At 55.2% G+C, this 17,021-nt stretch carries 13 protein-coding genes and 1 pseudogene; 6 read left to right on the plus strand and 8 right to left on the minus strand.

The features are described from left to right. The first annotated feature begins 64 nt into the window (after window positions 1–64). The 5 genes from ACH1XZ_RS09935 to ACH1XZ_RS09955 all read left to right on the plus strand — a co-directional run bounded on the left by ACH1XZ_RS09935 (window position 65) and on the right by ACH1XZ_RS09955 (window position 6,409). Window positions 65–541: a kinase inhibitor gene (locus ACH1XZ_RS09935; RefSeq protein ID WP_395595412.1), complete on the plus strand. Its 477-nt coding sequence runs from the start codon at window positions 65–67 to the stop codon at window positions 539–541. A 459-nt stretch (window positions 542–1,000) separates the two neighbouring features. Further along, window positions 1,001–2,986 carry a PTS mannitol transporter subunit IICBA gene (locus ACH1XZ_RS09940; protein WP_395595413.1) on the plus strand — a complete coding sequence of 662 codons (1,986 nt, stop codon included), beginning with the start codon at window positions 1,001–1,003 and terminating at the stop codon, window positions 2,984–2,986. Between the two features lie 53 nt (window positions 2,987–3,039). Further along, window positions 3,040–4,194 carry a mannitol-1-phosphate 5-dehydrogenase gene (locus tag ACH1XZ_RS09945; RefSeq protein ID WP_395595414.1) on the plus strand — a complete coding sequence of 385 codons (1,155 nt, stop codon included), beginning with the start codon at window positions 3,040–3,042 and terminating at the stop codon, window positions 4,192–4,194. 167 nt (window positions 4,195–4,361) lie between these two features. Continuing rightward, on the plus strand, window positions 4,362–4,919 hold the full coding sequence (locus tag ACH1XZ_RS09950; RefSeq protein ID WP_227675190.1) for an MltR family transcriptional regulator: 558 nt from the start codon (window positions 4,362–4,364) through the stop codon (window positions 4,917–4,919). Window positions 4,920–5,125: 206 nt separating this feature from the next. Beyond that, window positions 5,126–6,409, plus strand: coding sequence for a putative acyl-CoA thioester hydrolase (locus ACH1XZ_RS09955; protein WP_395595415.1), 1,284 nt, complete (start codon window positions 5,126–5,128; stop codon window positions 6,407–6,409). A 113-nt stretch (window positions 6,410–6,522) separates the two neighbouring features. On the opposite strand, the pseudogene ACH1XZ_RS09960 reads toward ACH1XZ_RS09955, so the two are convergent. The 4 genes and pseudogenes from ACH1XZ_RS09960 to pgl all read right to left on the minus strand — a co-directional run. Further along, window positions 6,523–7,143, minus strand: a pseudogene (locus tag ACH1XZ_RS09960) (beta-propeller fold lactonase family protein); the annotation flags it as partial. A 130-nt stretch (window positions 7,144–7,273) separates the two neighbouring features. Then, window positions 7,274–7,759 (minus strand): hypothetical protein, encoded by a 486-nt coding sequence (locus tag ACH1XZ_RS09965; RefSeq protein WP_395595416.1) that lies wholly within the window; start codon window positions 7,757–7,759, stop codon window positions 7,274–7,276. Beyond that, entirely contained in the window at window positions 7,756–11,853 is a 4,098-nt protein-coding gene (locus ACH1XZ_RS09970; RefSeq protein WP_395595417.1) for an RHS element core protein, read from the minus strand. Before ACH1XZ_RS09970 ends, ACH1XZ_RS09965 begins: the two co-directional genes overlap by 4 nt. Before the next feature lie 244 nt (window positions 11,854–12,097). After that, entirely contained in the window at window positions 12,098–13,093 is a 996-nt protein-coding gene (gene pgl, locus ACH1XZ_RS09975) for a 6-phosphogluconolactonase (protein WP_395595418.1), read from the minus strand. Between the two features lie 129 nt (window positions 13,094–13,222). Here pgl and ACH1XZ_RS09980 point away from each other — a divergent pair, with 129 nt between their 5' ends. After that, window positions 13,223–14,041, plus strand: coding sequence for a pyridoxal phosphatase (locus tag ACH1XZ_RS09980; protein ID WP_395595419.1), 819 nt, complete (start codon window positions 13,223–13,225; stop codon window positions 14,039–14,041). Here the strand turns inward: ACH1XZ_RS09980 and modC are convergent, their stop codons facing one another. The 4 genes from modC to ACH1XZ_RS10000 all read right to left on the minus strand — a co-directional run bounded on the left by modC (window position 14,042) and on the right by ACH1XZ_RS10000 (window position 16,891). Next, complete coding sequence (modC, locus tag ACH1XZ_RS09985) at window positions 14,042–15,100, minus strand: molybdenum ABC transporter ATP-binding protein ModC (protein WP_395595420.1); 1,059 nt, start codon at window positions 15,098–15,100, stop codon at window positions 14,042–14,044. A 2-nt stretch (window positions 15,101–15,102) separates the two neighbouring features. Next, complete coding sequence (modB, locus tag ACH1XZ_RS09990) at window positions 15,103–15,792, minus strand: molybdate ABC transporter permease subunit (protein ID WP_035892212.1); 690 nt, start codon at window positions 15,790–15,792, stop codon at window positions 15,103–15,105. Then, on the minus strand, window positions 15,792–16,565 hold the full coding sequence (modA, locus tag ACH1XZ_RS09995) for a molybdate ABC transporter substrate-binding protein (RefSeq protein WP_395595421.1): 774 nt from the start codon (window positions 16,563–16,565) through the stop codon (window positions 15,792–15,794). Before modA ends, modB begins: the two co-directional genes overlap by 1 nt. Window positions 16,566–16,741: 176 nt before the next feature. Beyond that, complete coding sequence (locus ACH1XZ_RS10000) at window positions 16,742–16,891, minus strand: AcrZ family multidrug efflux pump-associated protein (protein WP_035892210.1); 150 nt, start codon at window positions 16,889–16,891, stop codon at window positions 16,742–16,744. Window positions 16,892–17,021: the final 130 nt, after the last annotated feature.

Raw genomic sequence — 17,021 nt, forward strand, 5'->3', positions numbered from 1 at the left:
GTAATCTGCCCGCGATGCCGCTACACTCCTTTGTTAATCAGTTGATTAACAAAGGAGGCAGTTGATGAAATTAATCAGCCACGACCTGCGTGACGGTGAAAAGCTTCCCCATCGCCAGGTGTTCAACGGCATGGGCTACGATGGCGAGAACCTTTCTCCTCATCTGGCATGGGACGATGTCCCCGCTGGCACCAAAAGCTTTGTCGTGACCTGCTACGATCCTGATGCACCAACCGGCTCCGGCTGGTGGCACTGGATTGTTGCTAATATCCCGGCAGATACCCGCGAACTGCCAACCGGCGCAGGTTCTGGCCTGGTAGTTTTACCGGCGGGCGCGCTGCAAACGCGCACCGACTTCGGCAAAGCGGGCTACGGCGGCGCGGCTCCACCGAAGGGTGAAACCCACCGTTATATCTTCACCGTCCATGCGATGGACGTTGAGAGCATTGAGGTTGATGAAGGCGCCAGCGGCGCGATGGTTGGCTTCAACGTGCACTTCCATAGCCTCGGCAGCGCATCCATCACCGCTCTGTTCAGCTAATCGCAAGACCTTCTGTTAAAGCCCTGCTCGGGAAACCTGGCAGGGCTTTTTTGCGTCTGAGGCGCAGCGCTGTAATTTTCTAACGTAAAGGTCAACGCGTGAGGGGAAAGCAAGGAGGTGTCAGTGGAATGTAAATATATCTTGTGAATTTGATCACAATTCAAAAACAAACAGCCCAATACAAAAGGTGATTCAAATCACAAAAATCTGTCCGGGAAAGGCAATATTTTCGCTTTGTTGCCGACTTACAGCCCTTTTATGTGATGAGCATCACTATAAACGGCCATTTGGTAGGGTTTGGATGGTGATCTAGATCACAAACACCCCTCGGGGTACGCGAGATGAAAACGCCGTGATAGAGTCGATTTTGCATACAGAACGACTGGATGGTTTTTGGCGAAACCATCACGACTATGACGACGCGCAGCATCTAAGACGCGCACCACGAGGGGTGTTTTTATGTTATCACCAGATATCAAGGTCAAGGTACAGAATTTTGGCCGCTTCCTCAGCAATATGGTGATGCCCAATATTGGCGCATTCATTGCCTGGGGTTTGATTACTGCATTATTTATTCCCACCGGATGGCTTCCTAACGAGACGTTAGCCAAACTGGTCGGCCCGATGATCACCTATCTGCTGCCGCTGTTAATCGGTTATACCGGTGGTCGCCTTATCGGCGGCGAACGCGGTGGCGTGGTTGGTGCCATCACCACCATGGGCGTTATCGTTGGCGCCGATATGCCAATGTTTATGGGCGCGATGATTGCCGGCCCGCTGGGCGGCTGGGCGATTAAACGCTTCGACCGCTGGGTTGACGGTAAAATCAAAAGCGGCTTTGAGATGCTGGTCAACAACTTCTCGGCCGGTATTATCGGCATGCTGCTGGCGATGCTCGCCTTCCTGGCAATTGGCCCGATGGTTGAGCTGCTCTCGAAAGCGCTGGCGACCGGCGTTAACGTCATGGTGCAGAACAACCTGCTGCCGCTGACCTCTATCTTTGTTGAACCGGCAAAAATCCTGTTCCTCAACAATGCCATTAACCACGGTATCTTCTCACCGCTGGGCATTCAGCAGGCCACCGAAACCGGTAAATCTATCTTCTTCCTGATTGAAGCGAACCCAGGTCCAGGCCTCGGTGTGCTGCTGGCGTACATGTTCTTTGGCAAAGGCAGCGCTAAGCAGTCTGCGGGCGGTGCGGCAATTATTCACTTCTTCGGCGGTATCCACGAAATCTACTTCCCGTACGTGCTGATGAACCCGCGTCTGCTGCTGGCGGTGATTCTGGGCGGCATGACCGGCGTCTTTACCCTGACCCTGTTCAACGCAGGTCTGGTCTCTCCGGCGTCTCCTGGCTCTATCTTCGCCGTACTGCTGATGACGCCGAAGGCTTCTATTATTGGCGTGGTGCTGTCGATTCTGGCCTCAACGCTGGTCTCCTTCCTCACCGCCTCAATGCTGCTGAAGCGCGTTCGCGTTGGCGATGAAGAGAGCAACGGTCTGGCCGAAGCCACCCGCCGCATGCAGAGCCTGAAGCAGCAGTCTAAATCCGGTGGCAAACCTTCCGGCGAGATGCCACAGCCTGCGATGCGCAGCGAAACGCTCGACCTGTCTAAAGATTTGCACCACGTGCGTAAAATCATCGTGGCGTGCGATGCGGGCATGGGCTCCAGCGCGCTGGGCGCAGGGGTGCTGCGTAAGAAGGTTAAAGATGCGGGTCTAACCCATATTTCAGTCACCAACTGCGCCATCAACAGCCTGCCTGACGATGTTGACCTGGTGATTACCCATCAGGACTTAACCGAACGCGCCATGCGCTTTGCGCCACAGGCGATGCATATGTCGCTCTCCAACTTCCTGGATAGCGGTCTGTATACCGACCTGACCACCCGTCTGCTGGCGGCTAAACTGCCTGCCGCCGCGAACGACAGCCGTCTTATTAACCAGACGATTATCGCGGCGAACGACGACGCTTTCGACGGGACCGAGCGCGACGAGAATCTGTTTAAGCTCAGCGCAGACAACATTTTCCTCAACCTGACCGCCGAGAATAAGGCGCAGGCCATCCGCTTTGCCGGTGAGATGCTGGTTTCCGGTGGCTACGTTGAGCCGGACTACGTTGACGCCATGCTGGCGCGCGAAGCGCTGACCACTACCTATCTTGGAGAATCCATCGCGGTGCCGCACGGTACCGTAGAAGCCAAAGACCGCGTGCTGCGCACCGGGATTGTCATTTGTCAGTACCCTGAAGGCGTTCGATTCGGCGATGAGCCGGACGATATTGCCCGTCTGGTTATCGGCATTGCCGCCCGCAACAACGAGCACGTTCAGGTTATCGCCCGCTTAGCCAACGCCCTGGATGATAAAGACGTGATTGAGCGTCTGACACAGACCACCAGCGTACAGGAAATTCTACAGATTCTGTCTGGCGAGCAAGCAGCATAAGGCTTCAGGGGCAAACGCCCCTGACATGGAAAGATTTTCTCGAGGTCAGATTTATGAAAGCGATTCATTTTGGTGCAGGGAATATTGGCCGGGGTTTCATTGGTAAACTGTTGGCCGACGCGCAGGCGGAGTTAACCTTTGCCGATGTTAATCAGCCGCTGGTCGACCAACTGGCGCATCAGCAGCATTATCAGGTCAACGTGGTGGGTGAAAACGCCCGCGTCGAGCAAGTTAACCGCGTGAGCGCCATCCACAGCAACAGCCAGGATGCCATTCGACAAATCGCCGAGGCGGACATCATCACTACCGCCGTTGGCCCGCAGGTGTTGAGCAAAATCGCCAGCACGCTGGCGCAGGGGCTGATTGCCCGCCACCAAAACGGCAATCAGCAGCCGATGAACATTATTGCCTGTGAAAATATGGTGCGCGGCACCAGCCAGCTCAAGCAGCACGTGCTGCTGGCAATGCCCGCCGAGCTTCACGGCTGGGTGGAAGAGCACGTCGGTTTTGTTGATTCCGCCGTCGACCGCATTGTGCCGCCGGGCTCCGCGGCGAACGACGATCCGCTGGATGTCACCGTTGAAACCTTTAGCGAATGGATTGTCGACAGCACGCAGTTTAAAGGCCAGCTACCCGACATTGCGGGGATGGAATCCACCAGCAATCTGATGGCCTACATCGAGCGTAAGCTGTTTACCCTCAATACCGGTCATGCGATTACCGCTTATCTTGGTCAGCTCGCCGGACATAAAACCATTCGCGATGCCATTCTGGACCCGGCCATTCGCGACGTAGTAAAAGGCGCAATGACCGAGAGCGGCAACGTGCTCATCAAACGCTATGGCTTTGATCCTGCACAGCATGCGGGTTACATCGAAAAAATCCTGACGCGTTTTGAGAACCCGTATCTGCATGACGACGTTGAGCGCGTGGGCCGTCAACCGCTGCGTAAGCTGAGTGAAGGCGACCGCCTGATTAAGCCATTGCGCGGTACTCTGGAGTACGGTCTGCCCCACAGCAACCTGGTGTTGGGGATCGCCGCGGCATTAAGCTACCGCAGCAGCAATGACCCGCAGGCGCAAGAAATGGTGGATCTGCTACAGGATAATGGCGTCACTCACACCGTGACCCAGGTTTGCGGTCTTCAGGACCAGCCAGTCCTTGTCGCTCAGATTGTGAATGTGTATAACGCCATGCAACGGAAATAAATGTTGTCGCCCATTGGGTTGGAGCTGCTGCGCTGGCAGCAGCTCCGGAATAAGAAGGTAAGATGAAACAAAATCGCCTGCGCGTGATCGCGCAACCAGAGATAAAAGGACCTCATCCGAAGGAGCAGGCTCCCGGAAAGTCACGCGCTTCGGTCAATGAAACCACCATGATGGCAACAATGGACGAATCTGACCTTTATAAAAACCAGGCAGCCGAAAACCGGGTTCTCGAAAAACTCAACGCGCGTCAGACGCTCAGCGGGTTTATTCAGACAACGGTTATTCTGCTGGCCGAAGCGGTAGACCTGTTGATCCTGCAGGCCTTTCGCAAAGATGACTACGCGGTGAAATACGCGGTTGAGCCACTGCTCGAAGGCAGCGGCCCGCTGGCCAACCTGTCGGTGCGCCTCAAGCTGATTTACGCCCTCGGCGTGATTAGCCGCGATGAATATGAAGACGTTGAGCTGCTGGTGGCCCTGAACAACGAGCTGGAGCAAGAGAATATTGTCTACAGCTTTACCGACGATGAGATCCTCGGCCCAATTAGCATGCTGCACTGCATGACGGCGCTGCCGCCCCAGCCGACGCTGCATATGCCGGAAGATGTGGTGGACGACGCGCTGCGGACCATGCAGGAACAACGCTATCAGCAGATGGTGCGCTCCGCGCTGGTACTGAGCGTCACTGATTTGATTACCCGTTTGTCACACAAAAAAGCATTCTGACCGCCCCGCCCTTTGCGCATCTACAAGCTGCATGGGCTATTCGGACGGCGGTCTTTTCCACCAGATGCCTCACCCCCAGCCCCTCCACGATAAGTCGGCAAAAAAACAGGCGATTTTTTTGCCAGCACATCTTCCCGTTTCGCTCAACTTAGTATAAAAAGGCTGCTTTTACGGACTCACATTCACTTAAATTAGCCTGGAGCAACATGAACACTTTCTCGGTTTCTCGTCTGGCGCTGGCATTGGCTTTTGGCGTGACACTGACGGCTTGCAGCTCAACCCCTGCGGATCAGCAACCTTCTGACCAGGTAGCCCCTGGTACGGCGTCTCGCCCGGTGCTGTCAGCGGATGAAGCGCAGAACTTTGTCGCCGCGCGTTATTTCTCTTCTCTTGACCCTAACGCTGCCGCCTGGTCTCCGTCTTCCATCGCCGTTCCGGCCAAAGCTGACTTCGTCGTCGGTCCTGCTGGCACTCAGGGTGTGACTCACACCACCATTCAGGCTGCGGTTGATGCCGCGATTGCTCGCCACAGCAGCTCACGTCTGTTTATCGCCGTACTGCCGGGCGAATACGATGGCACCGTCTACATTCCTGCCGCACCTGGCAGCGTGACCATTTACGGTACCGGCGACAAAGCTACCGACGTGAAAATTGGCCTGGCTATCGACTCCGAGATGGACCCAACTACCTGGCGTCGTCAGGTGAACCCAGGCGGTAAATACATGCCAGGTAAACCGGCGTGGTACATGTTTGACAGCTGCCAGAGCAAACGCACCGCCACCGTCGGCGTGATGTGTTCAGCGGTCGTCTGGTCGCAGAATAACGGTCTGCAATTGCAGAACCTGACCATCGCCAACAACCTGGGCGACAGCGTGGATGCCGGGACTCACCAGGCGGTAGCCCTGCGTACCGACGGTGACAAAACCCAGATCAACAACGTCAACATTCTGGGTCGTCAGAACACCTTCTTCGTGACCAACAGCGGCGTCGATAACCGTCTGCAGAATAACCGTCAGACCCGTACGCTGGTCAGCAACAGCTACCTGGAAGGCGATGTCGATATCGTTTCCGGCCGCGGCGCGGTGGTGTTCGACAACACCGACTTCCGCGTAGTGAACTCACGTACCCAGCAGGAAGGCTACGTGTTCGCGCCAGCAACCCTGTCCAACGTCTACTTCGGTTTCCTGGCAACCAACAGCCGCTTCACCGCAGCCGGTGACGGCGTGGCGCAGCTGGGCCGCTCTCTGGACGTAGATGGCAACACCAACGGTCAGGTTGTAATTCGTGATAGCGTGATTAACGAAGGCTTCAACTCGGCGAAACCGTGGGCTGACGCTGCCGTGTCTAAACGTCCGTTCAGCGGCAATACCGGCGCGCAGGACGAGAAAGGCCAGCTTAAACGCGATCTGAACGATCGTAACTTCAACCGCATGTGGGAGTACAACAACCGCGGCGTGGGAAGTCACGTGGTGGCTGAACCTAAGAAGTAATTCGCAATTATGTGAAAAAGGCCCATGATCTCATGGGCCTTTTTTTATCACGTTGGCCTGATAAGCGTAGCGCCATCAGGCATCATGCCGACATTGCCGAATGGCGACGTCGATTAATACGCGTTAACCACCACCCACATTGGGCCCTGGCCTACCGCGTAACGCCCTTTCTCCTGCAACAGACCCTGCTCACCGGCAATCTCATACACCGCAACGTGGTGCGATTTCTGTCCGGTAGCAATCAGGTACTTCCCGCTGTGATCGACGTTAAAGCCACGCGGCTGCGTTTCGGTCGGCTGGAAGCCTTCCACCGCCAGCACGCTGCCATCTTCGTCATATTCCGCTCGCCATGCCACGCTGCCGTCCGGGTTTATCAGCGCCAGCGGCAGTCCCCGGTGGTCGCAGTGGTACAGGTAGATTTTACGCAGCAGCGTGTATTCCGGCTCCATCTGGTTCTTCATCTGCTCCGGCGTTAACCCGCACTGCGCCAGCCACTGCTGGTTAGGTGCGCTGATGTCACCTTGCCGCAATTCAGCTTCCAGCCCGTTCAGCATCTCCAACAGTTCCGGCACGAACGTCATTCCGGCGTCCTGCTGGAGTTTTTCTGCCAGCGTGCGATGTGCTGCTTTTGCCAGCTCCGTCATGTCTGTTTCGATTCTCACCAGCGGCGTGAAGGTGCCCGGTGTGAAAATCGTCTGGATACGGCAGTTCTCCGTCTGTGTGGTCGTCATCCGTAGCCATAGTAAATGGCGACGCCGTGACCTTCACTGAGGTGGCTGATGTCAGTGAGCCAGTCGCGTTCGTTATAATTCCTGAAAATGATGGAATTACTCTTGATATTTTTGTATGTGACCGAAAGCGGGTTTATAAAAAATCATTCCAAAAATCTATGCATGCTTTACTTGCATAAGAGAATCTAAGAATTTCTGATTCGTAAGACATAAATTGTGCAATAATAGATAACTGAGCATCAGAAAAGTTAAGAATGAAATTTAAAAAATCATCATGATCGCGATATTCAGGGCATAGGTACTGCTGAATAAAATCAGACTCAAAAACCCAAAAATCACTTTTATTGAACAAAGATGCATAAATATAAAGAGGAGTATAATAGCGAAACACCTCTTCCGGAAGAAATAAAATACCTAATTCTAAAGCATATGAATCATTCTTTAAATCCAAATCATTTGCTATTTCAATCCATTGTTTGTTTTGAAAAAAAACATACACACACTCTGGATCATCTAATCCTCCAATATCGGTTGAAAGAAAAGGAGATGGCTGGGCTGGAAATTTTTCCATAAGCTCATCGTATACATCACTTTCATTTAGGAAGTTTATTTTATTCATTTCATTAATCCACTACAATCAGCTGCCGTTTTATATGCTTTGTTTTCTTCTTCCATGTGAGCCTTATCTCCACCACCAAAGCATTGATTATTGATTTGTTTTCTAACCGAAGCACACGCTAGGTTTACTTCATATCGTCTTAATATTTCATTTCTCGGCATTTGGGGAGCACAGGCTCTGGACTGGTTACATAATCTGTTTTTTTCATTTTGCAAGTCACTAAGATCCTGTGGAGTGCAATTTCCTCCAAGATTTAAACCTGATTTATGTTCATTTGTTAATTTATCTGCTTCTGGGTTAACTTTACGTCCATATTGATCTCTATGTTGCTGCCCACTTTGGATTACACCTGCTGACGAAAGCAAACCACAACTCATCAGTGCTGCAACACCAAGAATTAACGGGTTTAATCCTTGTGGGTCTATCTCTGTGATAGGATTTAATGGATACGCGTAAGGATTCCATCCCCCTTCCAGCCCTATCGGGTCCTGCGTGATATACCGCCCCAGTTGTGGGTTATAATACCGGTGGCGGTTATAGCACAGCCCTGTCTCTTCATCCCACTGCTGCCCTGGCAACCGGATTAACTGTTGCAGATTGTCCGGATTATCCTCCCGCTGCACGTTACCCCATTCGTCATACTCCGCACACCATGCAATGTTACCGTCCGGGTTTATCAGCGCCAGCGGCAGTCCCCGGTGGTCGCAGTGGTACAGGTGGATTTTACGCAGCGGCGTGTATTCCGGCTCCATCTGGTTCTTCATCTGCTCGGGTGTTAACCCGCACTGCGCCAGCCACTGCTGGTTAGGTGCGCTGATGTCGCCTTGCCGTAATTCAGCTTCCAGCCCGTTCAGCATCTCCAACAGTTCCGGCACGAACGTCATTCCGGCGTCCTGCTGGAGTTTTTCTGCCAGCGTGCGATGTGCTGCTTTTGCCAGCTCCGTCATGTCCGTTTCGATTCTCACCAGCGGCGTGAAGGTACCCGGTGTGTAAATCGTCTGGATACGGCAGTTCTCCGTCTGCGTGGTCGTCAGCCTGTCGCCGTCCCAGCCGTACCATGTCACTTCCGGTGCGGGGTTCAGCCAGAGATATGCCTTCCCGGTGAGGCTTTCCCGTTCAGTCTGGTTTTTCCACAGCCGCTTACCCACGCGGCGGCCCAGCGGGTCGTACAGGTAGCGGCTTTCCAGCACGCGGACGTAGTGCGCCAGCCGGTGCTGATTATCGTAGTGATAATGGTGGCTGTGGCTGCCGCCGTCGCGGATGCGGCGCTCGTCTTTTTCCGTCAGCCTGCCGTGCTCGTCGTGGTGGTAAAACCAGTGTGCATCCTCACTGATGCGGTTGTCCGGGAAGTGGGCAGGCAGCGCCGGGTACTGCTGACGGTCGGCAATCCGGTTGCCTGCCGGGTCGGTGAAGTAGTCTGTGGTGGTTTTTGCGGGAGTAGTCTGGAATACCTGATGCAGCCGTCCCGCATCATCGTACTGGTAATGTCTCTGTTGCAGTGGCCCGCTGATACGGACAAGCTGTCCGCTGCCATTATAAGCGTATTCCCGGTTCAGCGCCGTCAGATTCAGCGTGTGGCGCTGTAGCTGCCCACCTGCGTCATACGCGCTGGCAAGTTCGTATGTCCCGAATCTGCACAGCGTTTTCCGGTGCAGGCGGTCGCGGGTGAGGTCGATAAGCGGCGTGTCGCCGAGCTTCATCCCCGCCAGATAACCGCTGCCGTAAGTCAGCCACTCTACCGGGGGAAGGTGGTCTGGCGTGGTTTTATTCGCCAGTCCGTTCTGATAATCGTGCCTGGTGACGTGCTCCCACAGCCGTTCATTCGTCTGCGGGGCGTGGACGGTCTGGGTCTCACGGGTCATCCGGCCTTTATCATCATAGCCGTAGTGAACGGCGACGCGGTAGCCGTCGCTGAGATGGCTGATTGCCGTCAGCCAGCCCCGTTCGTTGTACTGCCAGCGTTCGGCCTCTTTCTCGTTCACGGTACGATACGTCAGGCGGTCGGCTTCATCGTAATGCCAGAGCGTGACCAAGGATTCATCTTCGCTGCGGATAAGCTGTCCGGTGAGGCTGTAGCCATAACGCTGCGTTCTGCCGTCAAAGCCGGTTTCCTGCGTCAGCCGGCCCATCACGTCGTAAGTGAACATGGTGTGGCTGCCGTTTTCATTCGTCAGTTGCGTTATCCGACCGGCGGCGTCGTAGGTCATGCTTCGGGTCAGGCCGCCTTCGGTGATGCTGACTGGTCTGCCGGATGCATCATACTGCGTTTCACGGCGGCTGCCGTCCGGGTGGATAACGGCAGTCAGGTCACCTGCCACATTGTATTCATACAGTGTTTTATGGCCCTGTGCGTCTTTCCGGCTGATGAATCTGCCCTGGTTATCATAAGCCTGGTAAACGCTCAGCCCTTCTTCGTGGTGAACCGCCGTTATCTGTCCGAAGCGGTTATATTCGTAGCGGGTTTCGCAGCCTGAACAGTCGGTGAAGGTGAGCAACTGCCCGTAACGATTCCGGGTGAACGTCTTCCGGCTGCCGGTGGCGTCTTCTATTGCACAGGGGAGTTCACTGCCCGGGATATCATAGAAATATCGTGTGATATCGCCATGGCGGGAAGTCTCTGTCAGCAGCCTGCCCTGCTCATCGTATTCCTGGCGGTGTTTCAGGCCGTCCGGGTAGACGGTACCGGTGAGCTGGCGCTGGTCGTTGTAGTAAAATTCAGTACGCCTGCCGTCAGGCGCGACGATGGCCGTCACCTGACCGGAGGCCGGGCTGAGCCAGTACCGGGTCTGGCGGCCTGCCGCATCGGTCTGCGCCACCAGGCGGCCCACAATATCGAATTCACTGTGAATACGGCCACCGTCCGCCAGTTCCTTTTTCACCACCCGCTTCAGTCCGCCTTCGCCTTCTGTGTGCAGCACCTCGCGGCGGTTCAGGCTGTCGGTGATGGCGACGACGTTTTTCCCGTACTGGTAGGTGTAGCTCAGGCCTGCCGGGTTCAGCTGCTCCGTCACCCGTCCGGTGGCATCGTACCGGTAGGTGGTCAGCGGACGTCCGGCGTACTGATGGGCCACCATCCGCCCCGGATGCGCCGTGTCGTATTCAAAGCTTCGTACCTGTTCGCCGCCACGGTCATACACTACTGCCAGTTCGCCGCGCGGCGTGTATTCATAGCGCGTCAGCGGTGCCGCAGGCAGGTTATCCGGGAATTCCGGGTCGTGTGTCAGCCAGACCGCGTCAAGACGGATACCGCTGTCGGTGCCGTAGCCGGACACCGGCATCGCGTCAGGAAATAGAGGGATTTTAGCACCGGAAACCCGCGCAGCTTCTGCCCGCTGCGCCTGCGTTGTCAGTACCAGCCGGAAACGGCGACCTGCGCCATCGGTGACGGCGGTAATGTGTCCGGTGAATTCCCCCTGCGCCTCCCGGTGAAAGCAGAGCGTACGTCCGAAACGGTCCGCCAGGCCGGCCAGCACGCGATAAGGCGGCAGCGGCGCCGGCAGAACCTCATCCACGCCAGGTACGCGTTCGGCCCAGCCCAGAACCCACCACGGCCCCTGCGTGCTGTTCGTTGCCAGATAAATCTGCGGACTTAAGCGGATATCTTCCGGCAGGGTCTGCCACAGTCGGTGTAGCGTATTGCTTTCATGCAGTTGCGGTACGCCGCCGCGGGCCAGCCACAGGGATTCGCTGCGGCTGAACGCCGTTTCGCCGGGAAACAGGGGCTCAAAGTGAATGCTGCGCCCGGCGTTGTCGTTAAGGATAAGTTCGTCATCACGAAGCTGTAAGCGGATGTCAGCAGGCGCTTTCCATCCGGGGCCGAGGAAGCTTACCGGGGCAGGTGTCTTCGTCTGATAACTGCTGTACGAGCGGGAGAGGATAAACGGCAGCGGGCCGGGCAGAGCCATATCGGTCTCGCCGGGGAAGACTTTCGCCCCGAGCAGCGGGTTAACCGGGTTGCCTGACGTTATCCCACCGGGACACACCGAACAGGCTACGCCGGTGGGGGCGCCAATAAACACCCCGGCAGAGCCCTGGACGATGGGCCCGCCGAATTTCGTCATATCACCCATGCGGGCGGCAGGTTTTCCGCTCATGTAAAATCCTTTTGCTGTCTGTGATAAGAACGAAAGTATTAGAAGTGATATGAGAGCGAAAGGATGTGACTGCCGTTCGGTTTTTGCCGAAGAGAAGCATTAAAGCTATTGTTTTTTATATAGTTAATAGGTGGCAGCAATGGTTTTATTTTTCAAATCCAACCAGCTGATGAATCAATACATCAAAACGTCTTAATCAAAAAAAGCACCGACGACATATTCCTTCGGTGCTTAAAATACACGATTAATACGCGTTAACCACCACCCACATCGGGCCCTGGCCTACCGCGTAACGCCCTTTCTCCTGCAACAGCCCCTGCTCACCGGCAATCTCATACACCGCGACGTGGTGCGATTTCTGTCCGGTAGCAATCAGGTACTTCCCGCTGTGATCGACGTTAAAGCCACGCGGCTGCGTTTCGGTCGGCTGGAAGCCTTCCACCGCCAGCACGCTGCCATCTTCTGATACGCTGAAAATGGTAATCAGGCTAGAGGTACGGTCACAGGTGTACAGGTGACGACCGTCTGGGGTGATATGAATATCGGCCGCCCAGCGGGTATCGGTAAAATCAGCAGGCATCATGTCCAGCGTCTGCACGCACTCGATTTTGCCGTACGGATCTTTAAGCTCCCAGACGTCCACAGAGCCGTTCAGTTCGTTAACGCAGTAACCGTACTGCTCGTTCGGATGGAACACCATGTGACGCGGGCCAGCGCCTTCTACGGTGGTCACTTCCGCTGGGTTCTGCGCGGACAGGAAGCCATCATCGCTCAGGGTAAACAGGCAGATACGATCCTGCTTCAGCGCTGGCACCCACAGGGTGCGGTTGTCCGGGGAGATATTCGCTGAATGGCAGCCGTCCAGCCCTTCCACGACCGTCACGGTGTCGCGCGGCAAGCCATCTTCCAGACGAATCACGCTGACGTTGGCCTGGTTATAGGAGGCGCTAAAGATGAAGTTGCCTTTGCGGTCGGTAGAGATGTGGGTTGGGCTACCCGGCAGCGGCGCCTCGGCTTCATAGGTCAGTGCGCCATCGTCCGGCGCAATGCGGTAGGCCAGCACGCGGAATTCAGGGCGTACGCCGACGTACAGAAAGCGTTTATCAGGGCTGATGACCATTGGCTGTACCTGACCTGGGACATCCACCACCTGAACCAACTTCAGGCTGCCGTCATGGTTCAGCGTCCAGACGTGGATCTGCTGACTCTCCGGGCTGGCGGTATAAACGGTCTGTTTCATGACTACTCCTTTCTGAAATCATTGAATTGGCAGCGACGAAGCGCTGCCTGGTCCACACAATTTTGCCGTACAGGTATCTCGGTGTACCATCCTGCACAGCGAATTTTCTCTTTAATGCGAGACAACACTATGACTGCACGTGTGATTGCCCTGGATCTGGACGGAACGCTCCTGACGCCTAAGAAAACCCTTCTTCCCTCTTCACTCGAAGCACTGAATCGTGCCCGTGCGGCGGGCTATCAATTAATGATTGTCACCGGTCGACATCACGTTGCCATTCATCCTTTTTATCAGGCACTGGCGTTAGATACACCTGCAATTTGTTGTAATGGCACTTATCTTTATGATTATCAAAATAAAAAAGTAATTACCGCTGACCCGATGCCGGTCGAAAAAGCCCAACAACTGATTACGCTGCTGGATGAACATCAGGTACATGGCCTGATGTACGTCGACGATACCATGATGTATCAGTATCCAACTGGCCACGTGGTACGCACCAGCAACTGGGCGCAGAGTCTGCCGGAAGCCCAACGTCCGTCGTTCACCCAGGTTGATTCACTGGCGCAGGCCGCTCACGAAGTGGAGAACGTCTGGAAGTTTGCGCTGACCGATGAAAATGGCCAGAAACTGCGCGAATTCGCCGAGCACGTCGAAAAAACGCTGCAACTGGAGTGCGAGTGGTCGTGGCACGATCAGGTTGATATCTCCCGTCAAGGGAACAGCAAAGGCAAACGCCTGACGCAGTTTATCACCGACCAGGGCTGGTCGATGCAGGACGTGGTCGCATTTGGCGATAACTTTAACGATATCAGTATGCTGGAAGCAGCCGGAACCGGCGTGGCGATGGGCAATGCCGATGACGCGGTCAAAGCCCGCGCCAACGTGGTGATTGGCGACAACACCACCGATGCCATCGCCGATTACATCAATAAACACCTGCTCTAATCAGGCGGTGATCGACACGCTTTTCACCTGAGCGTAGAGCCATTGGCCTGGCTTCACCGCCAGGTCATCTCTCGCCCACGGGCTGATACGCGCCCACAGCGTGCGTCCGCTGACGTCCAGCTGTACTTCCACCTGGCCGTTATCGTCGTAACACTGCACCACCTTCGCGTGCAGCACGTTACGGATGCTGGTGTGTAGAGACGGTTGCAGCACCAGCGACACATCGGTGGCCTGAATGCGTACGCGCACCGCGCTCTGTAGCGGCTTCTCAAGCTTGTTGACCCAAATATGCTGGTCGCCGAGCGCCAGTGCGGTCATCGCGTAATGCGGATGATGTTCCAGCACCGTGACGCGCAGAATGCTGCTCTGCTGCTCCTGCGGCAGCCATGGATGCATCACGCTGCTGCCCCACACCTCTTCCAGGTTGCCGAAGGCTTTCACCTTGCCGCCTTCCAGCACCAGCACTTTGTCAGCCAGATGCAGGATTTCGTCCAGCGAGTGGCTAACGTAGAGCATCGGTATATTAATTTCCCGCGCCAGACGCTGTAAGTAAGGCAGCAGCTCACGTTTACGCGGAATATCGAGCGAGGCCAGCGGTTCATCCAGCAGCAGCAACTCAGGGGCGGTTAGCAATGCGCGGCCTATCGCCACGCGCTGTTTTTCCCCGCCAGAAAGGCTGCCGGGAAGCCTATCGAGCAGAGGCTCAATGCCGAGCAGCGCCACCAGCTTATCAAACTGGTCGGCCATGCTTTTTGCCATGCCGTAGCGCAGATTGCCGCGCACCTTATAGTGCGGGAACAGGCGCGCATCCTGGAACACGTAGCCGACACGGCGTTTTTCCGGCGCCAAACATACGCCTTGTTCCGCATCATTTAATACGCGACCGTTGAGGACAATACGTCCCTGCTGCGGTTTCGTCAGGCCGCTGATGGCATTAATCAGCGACGTTTTACCCGCTCCGGAGACGCCAAACACGGCGGTAATACCCGAAGCCGGTAGGGATTCATCGATTTGCAGACAGTGCGTACCCAGCGTCTGGCTAAATTTCAGCTCCAGCATGGTTACGCTCCCATCCGACGGCGGCTAATGCTGGCCAGCCATTCAGAAATCATCAGGGAAATCAGCGCCAATACGATGGAAATCAGACACAGACGCGCCGCCGCGCTTTCGCCGCCAGGGGTCTGAATCAGGGTGTACATCGCGGAAGGAATGGTGCGCGTCTCGCCAGGGATATTAGAGACAAAGGTAATGGTCGCCCCAAATTCGCCGAGCGAACGGGCGAAGGCCAGTACGGTGCCGACGATAATCCCCGGTAGCATCAGCGGTAGCGTAATGGTGCAGAACACCCGCCAGCGACCGGCACCCAGCGTGCGCGCTGCCTGCTCGAGCTTAACATCAACGCCTTCCAGGGCGAGACGAATAGCGCGAACCATCAGCGGAAACGACATCACCGCCGCAGCAATCACCGCGCCACGCCAGCTAAACGCGAAGGTCAGGCCGAACCAGTCATACAGCCAGGACCCGATAAAACCACGCCGCCCTAGCGCAATCAGCAGCAGGTACCCGACCACCACCGGTGGCAGCACCAGCGGCAGATGGATAAGGCCATCGAGCAGCGCTTTACCCGGGAAGCTGCGACGTACCAGCAACCAGGCGAAAAAGATCCCAAACGGCAGGCTAAACACCACGGCCAGGGACGAAACTTTCAGGCTCAGCAGAACCGCCTGCCATTCGGGATCGGTCAATATCATTAGCGAGTCGTAAATCCGTAACGTTTAAAGATTTCGGATGCCTGCGGCCCTTTCAGGTAGTCATAGAACGCCGAGACGGTTGCGTTTTTATGGCCATCGATGATGGCAATCGGGTATTCCACTTTCTGGTGTGAATCTTCCGGGAAGGTGCCGACCACTTTGACGCCTTTACTGGCGACCGCGTCAGAACCGTAGACGATACCCAGCGGGGCTTCATTACGTTCAACCAGCGCCAACGCACCGCGAACGTCTTCAGCCGGAGCCAGTTTTGGTGACAGGGTTTCCCATGCGCCCAGCTTCTGCAGCGCTTCTTTCGCGTAGATGCCTGCCGGTACGTGATCCGGGTCGCCTACCGCCAGACGGCCACCTTTCAGCAGGCTGGTCCAGTTGGTTTTCGCATTAATGGTGATATCGCTCTGGGCGCTGGCTTTTGGTGCCACAACGACCAGGCTGTTACCCAGCAGGGTTTCGCGGGTAGCGGTGTCGATAGCTTTCTTATCAACCGCATAGTCCATCCATTTCTGGTCAGCGGAAATAAACAAGTCCGCCGGCGCGCCTGCTTCAATCTGGCGTGCCAGCGTAGAAGAAGAAGCAAAAGAAGAGACAACATCAACGTTCTTCTCTTTTTTATATTCTTTCGCAATATCCTGCATGGCGTTAGTCAGCGATGCCGCCGCAAATACGGTGATCTTGCTTTCATCAGCCAGCGCGTGACCCGCAACGGAAAGCGTTAACGTCGCCCCTGCAAACAAACGTAACCATGAACCTGTCATTTAAAACTCCTGTGTGTACCGTTGTATATCGAAAAATACAGCGCAGAGTATAGGGGCTTTCCTGGATTAATGCATTACAGATACATGAATTATTGCTGTGTTTACGGGATGTTATCGGCAGGAGTGTGAAGAACTTCATAGCAAAACGCCCGGTCAGACCGGGCGTTTTGAGGAAATCAGTGGTTTTGCTGGTTGCCGTCTTTATGACCGACACCGGAGAAGATGTTAAACACTTCACCCAGACCGTAAATTAACCCCAGGATGATAGCCATCACTACGGGTACCATGATTACGGCAAAAACCAGACTTTTCAACAGCTCTAACATGGTTTACTCCAGACATTGTGATGCGGTTATTGTAACCGGATATCGCAGAATTACACTCCCTTTTGTGCGGTGTGCTTTGCGCTTGCTAACATTTGGGTCAGAATACCCTTTTTATTGCCAGGATACTCTT

Source organism: Kluyvera chengduensis (assembly GCF_044197065.1).
Lineage (GTDB): Bacteria > Pseudomonadota > Gammaproteobacteria > Enterobacterales > Enterobacteriaceae > Kluyvera > Kluyvera ascorbata_C.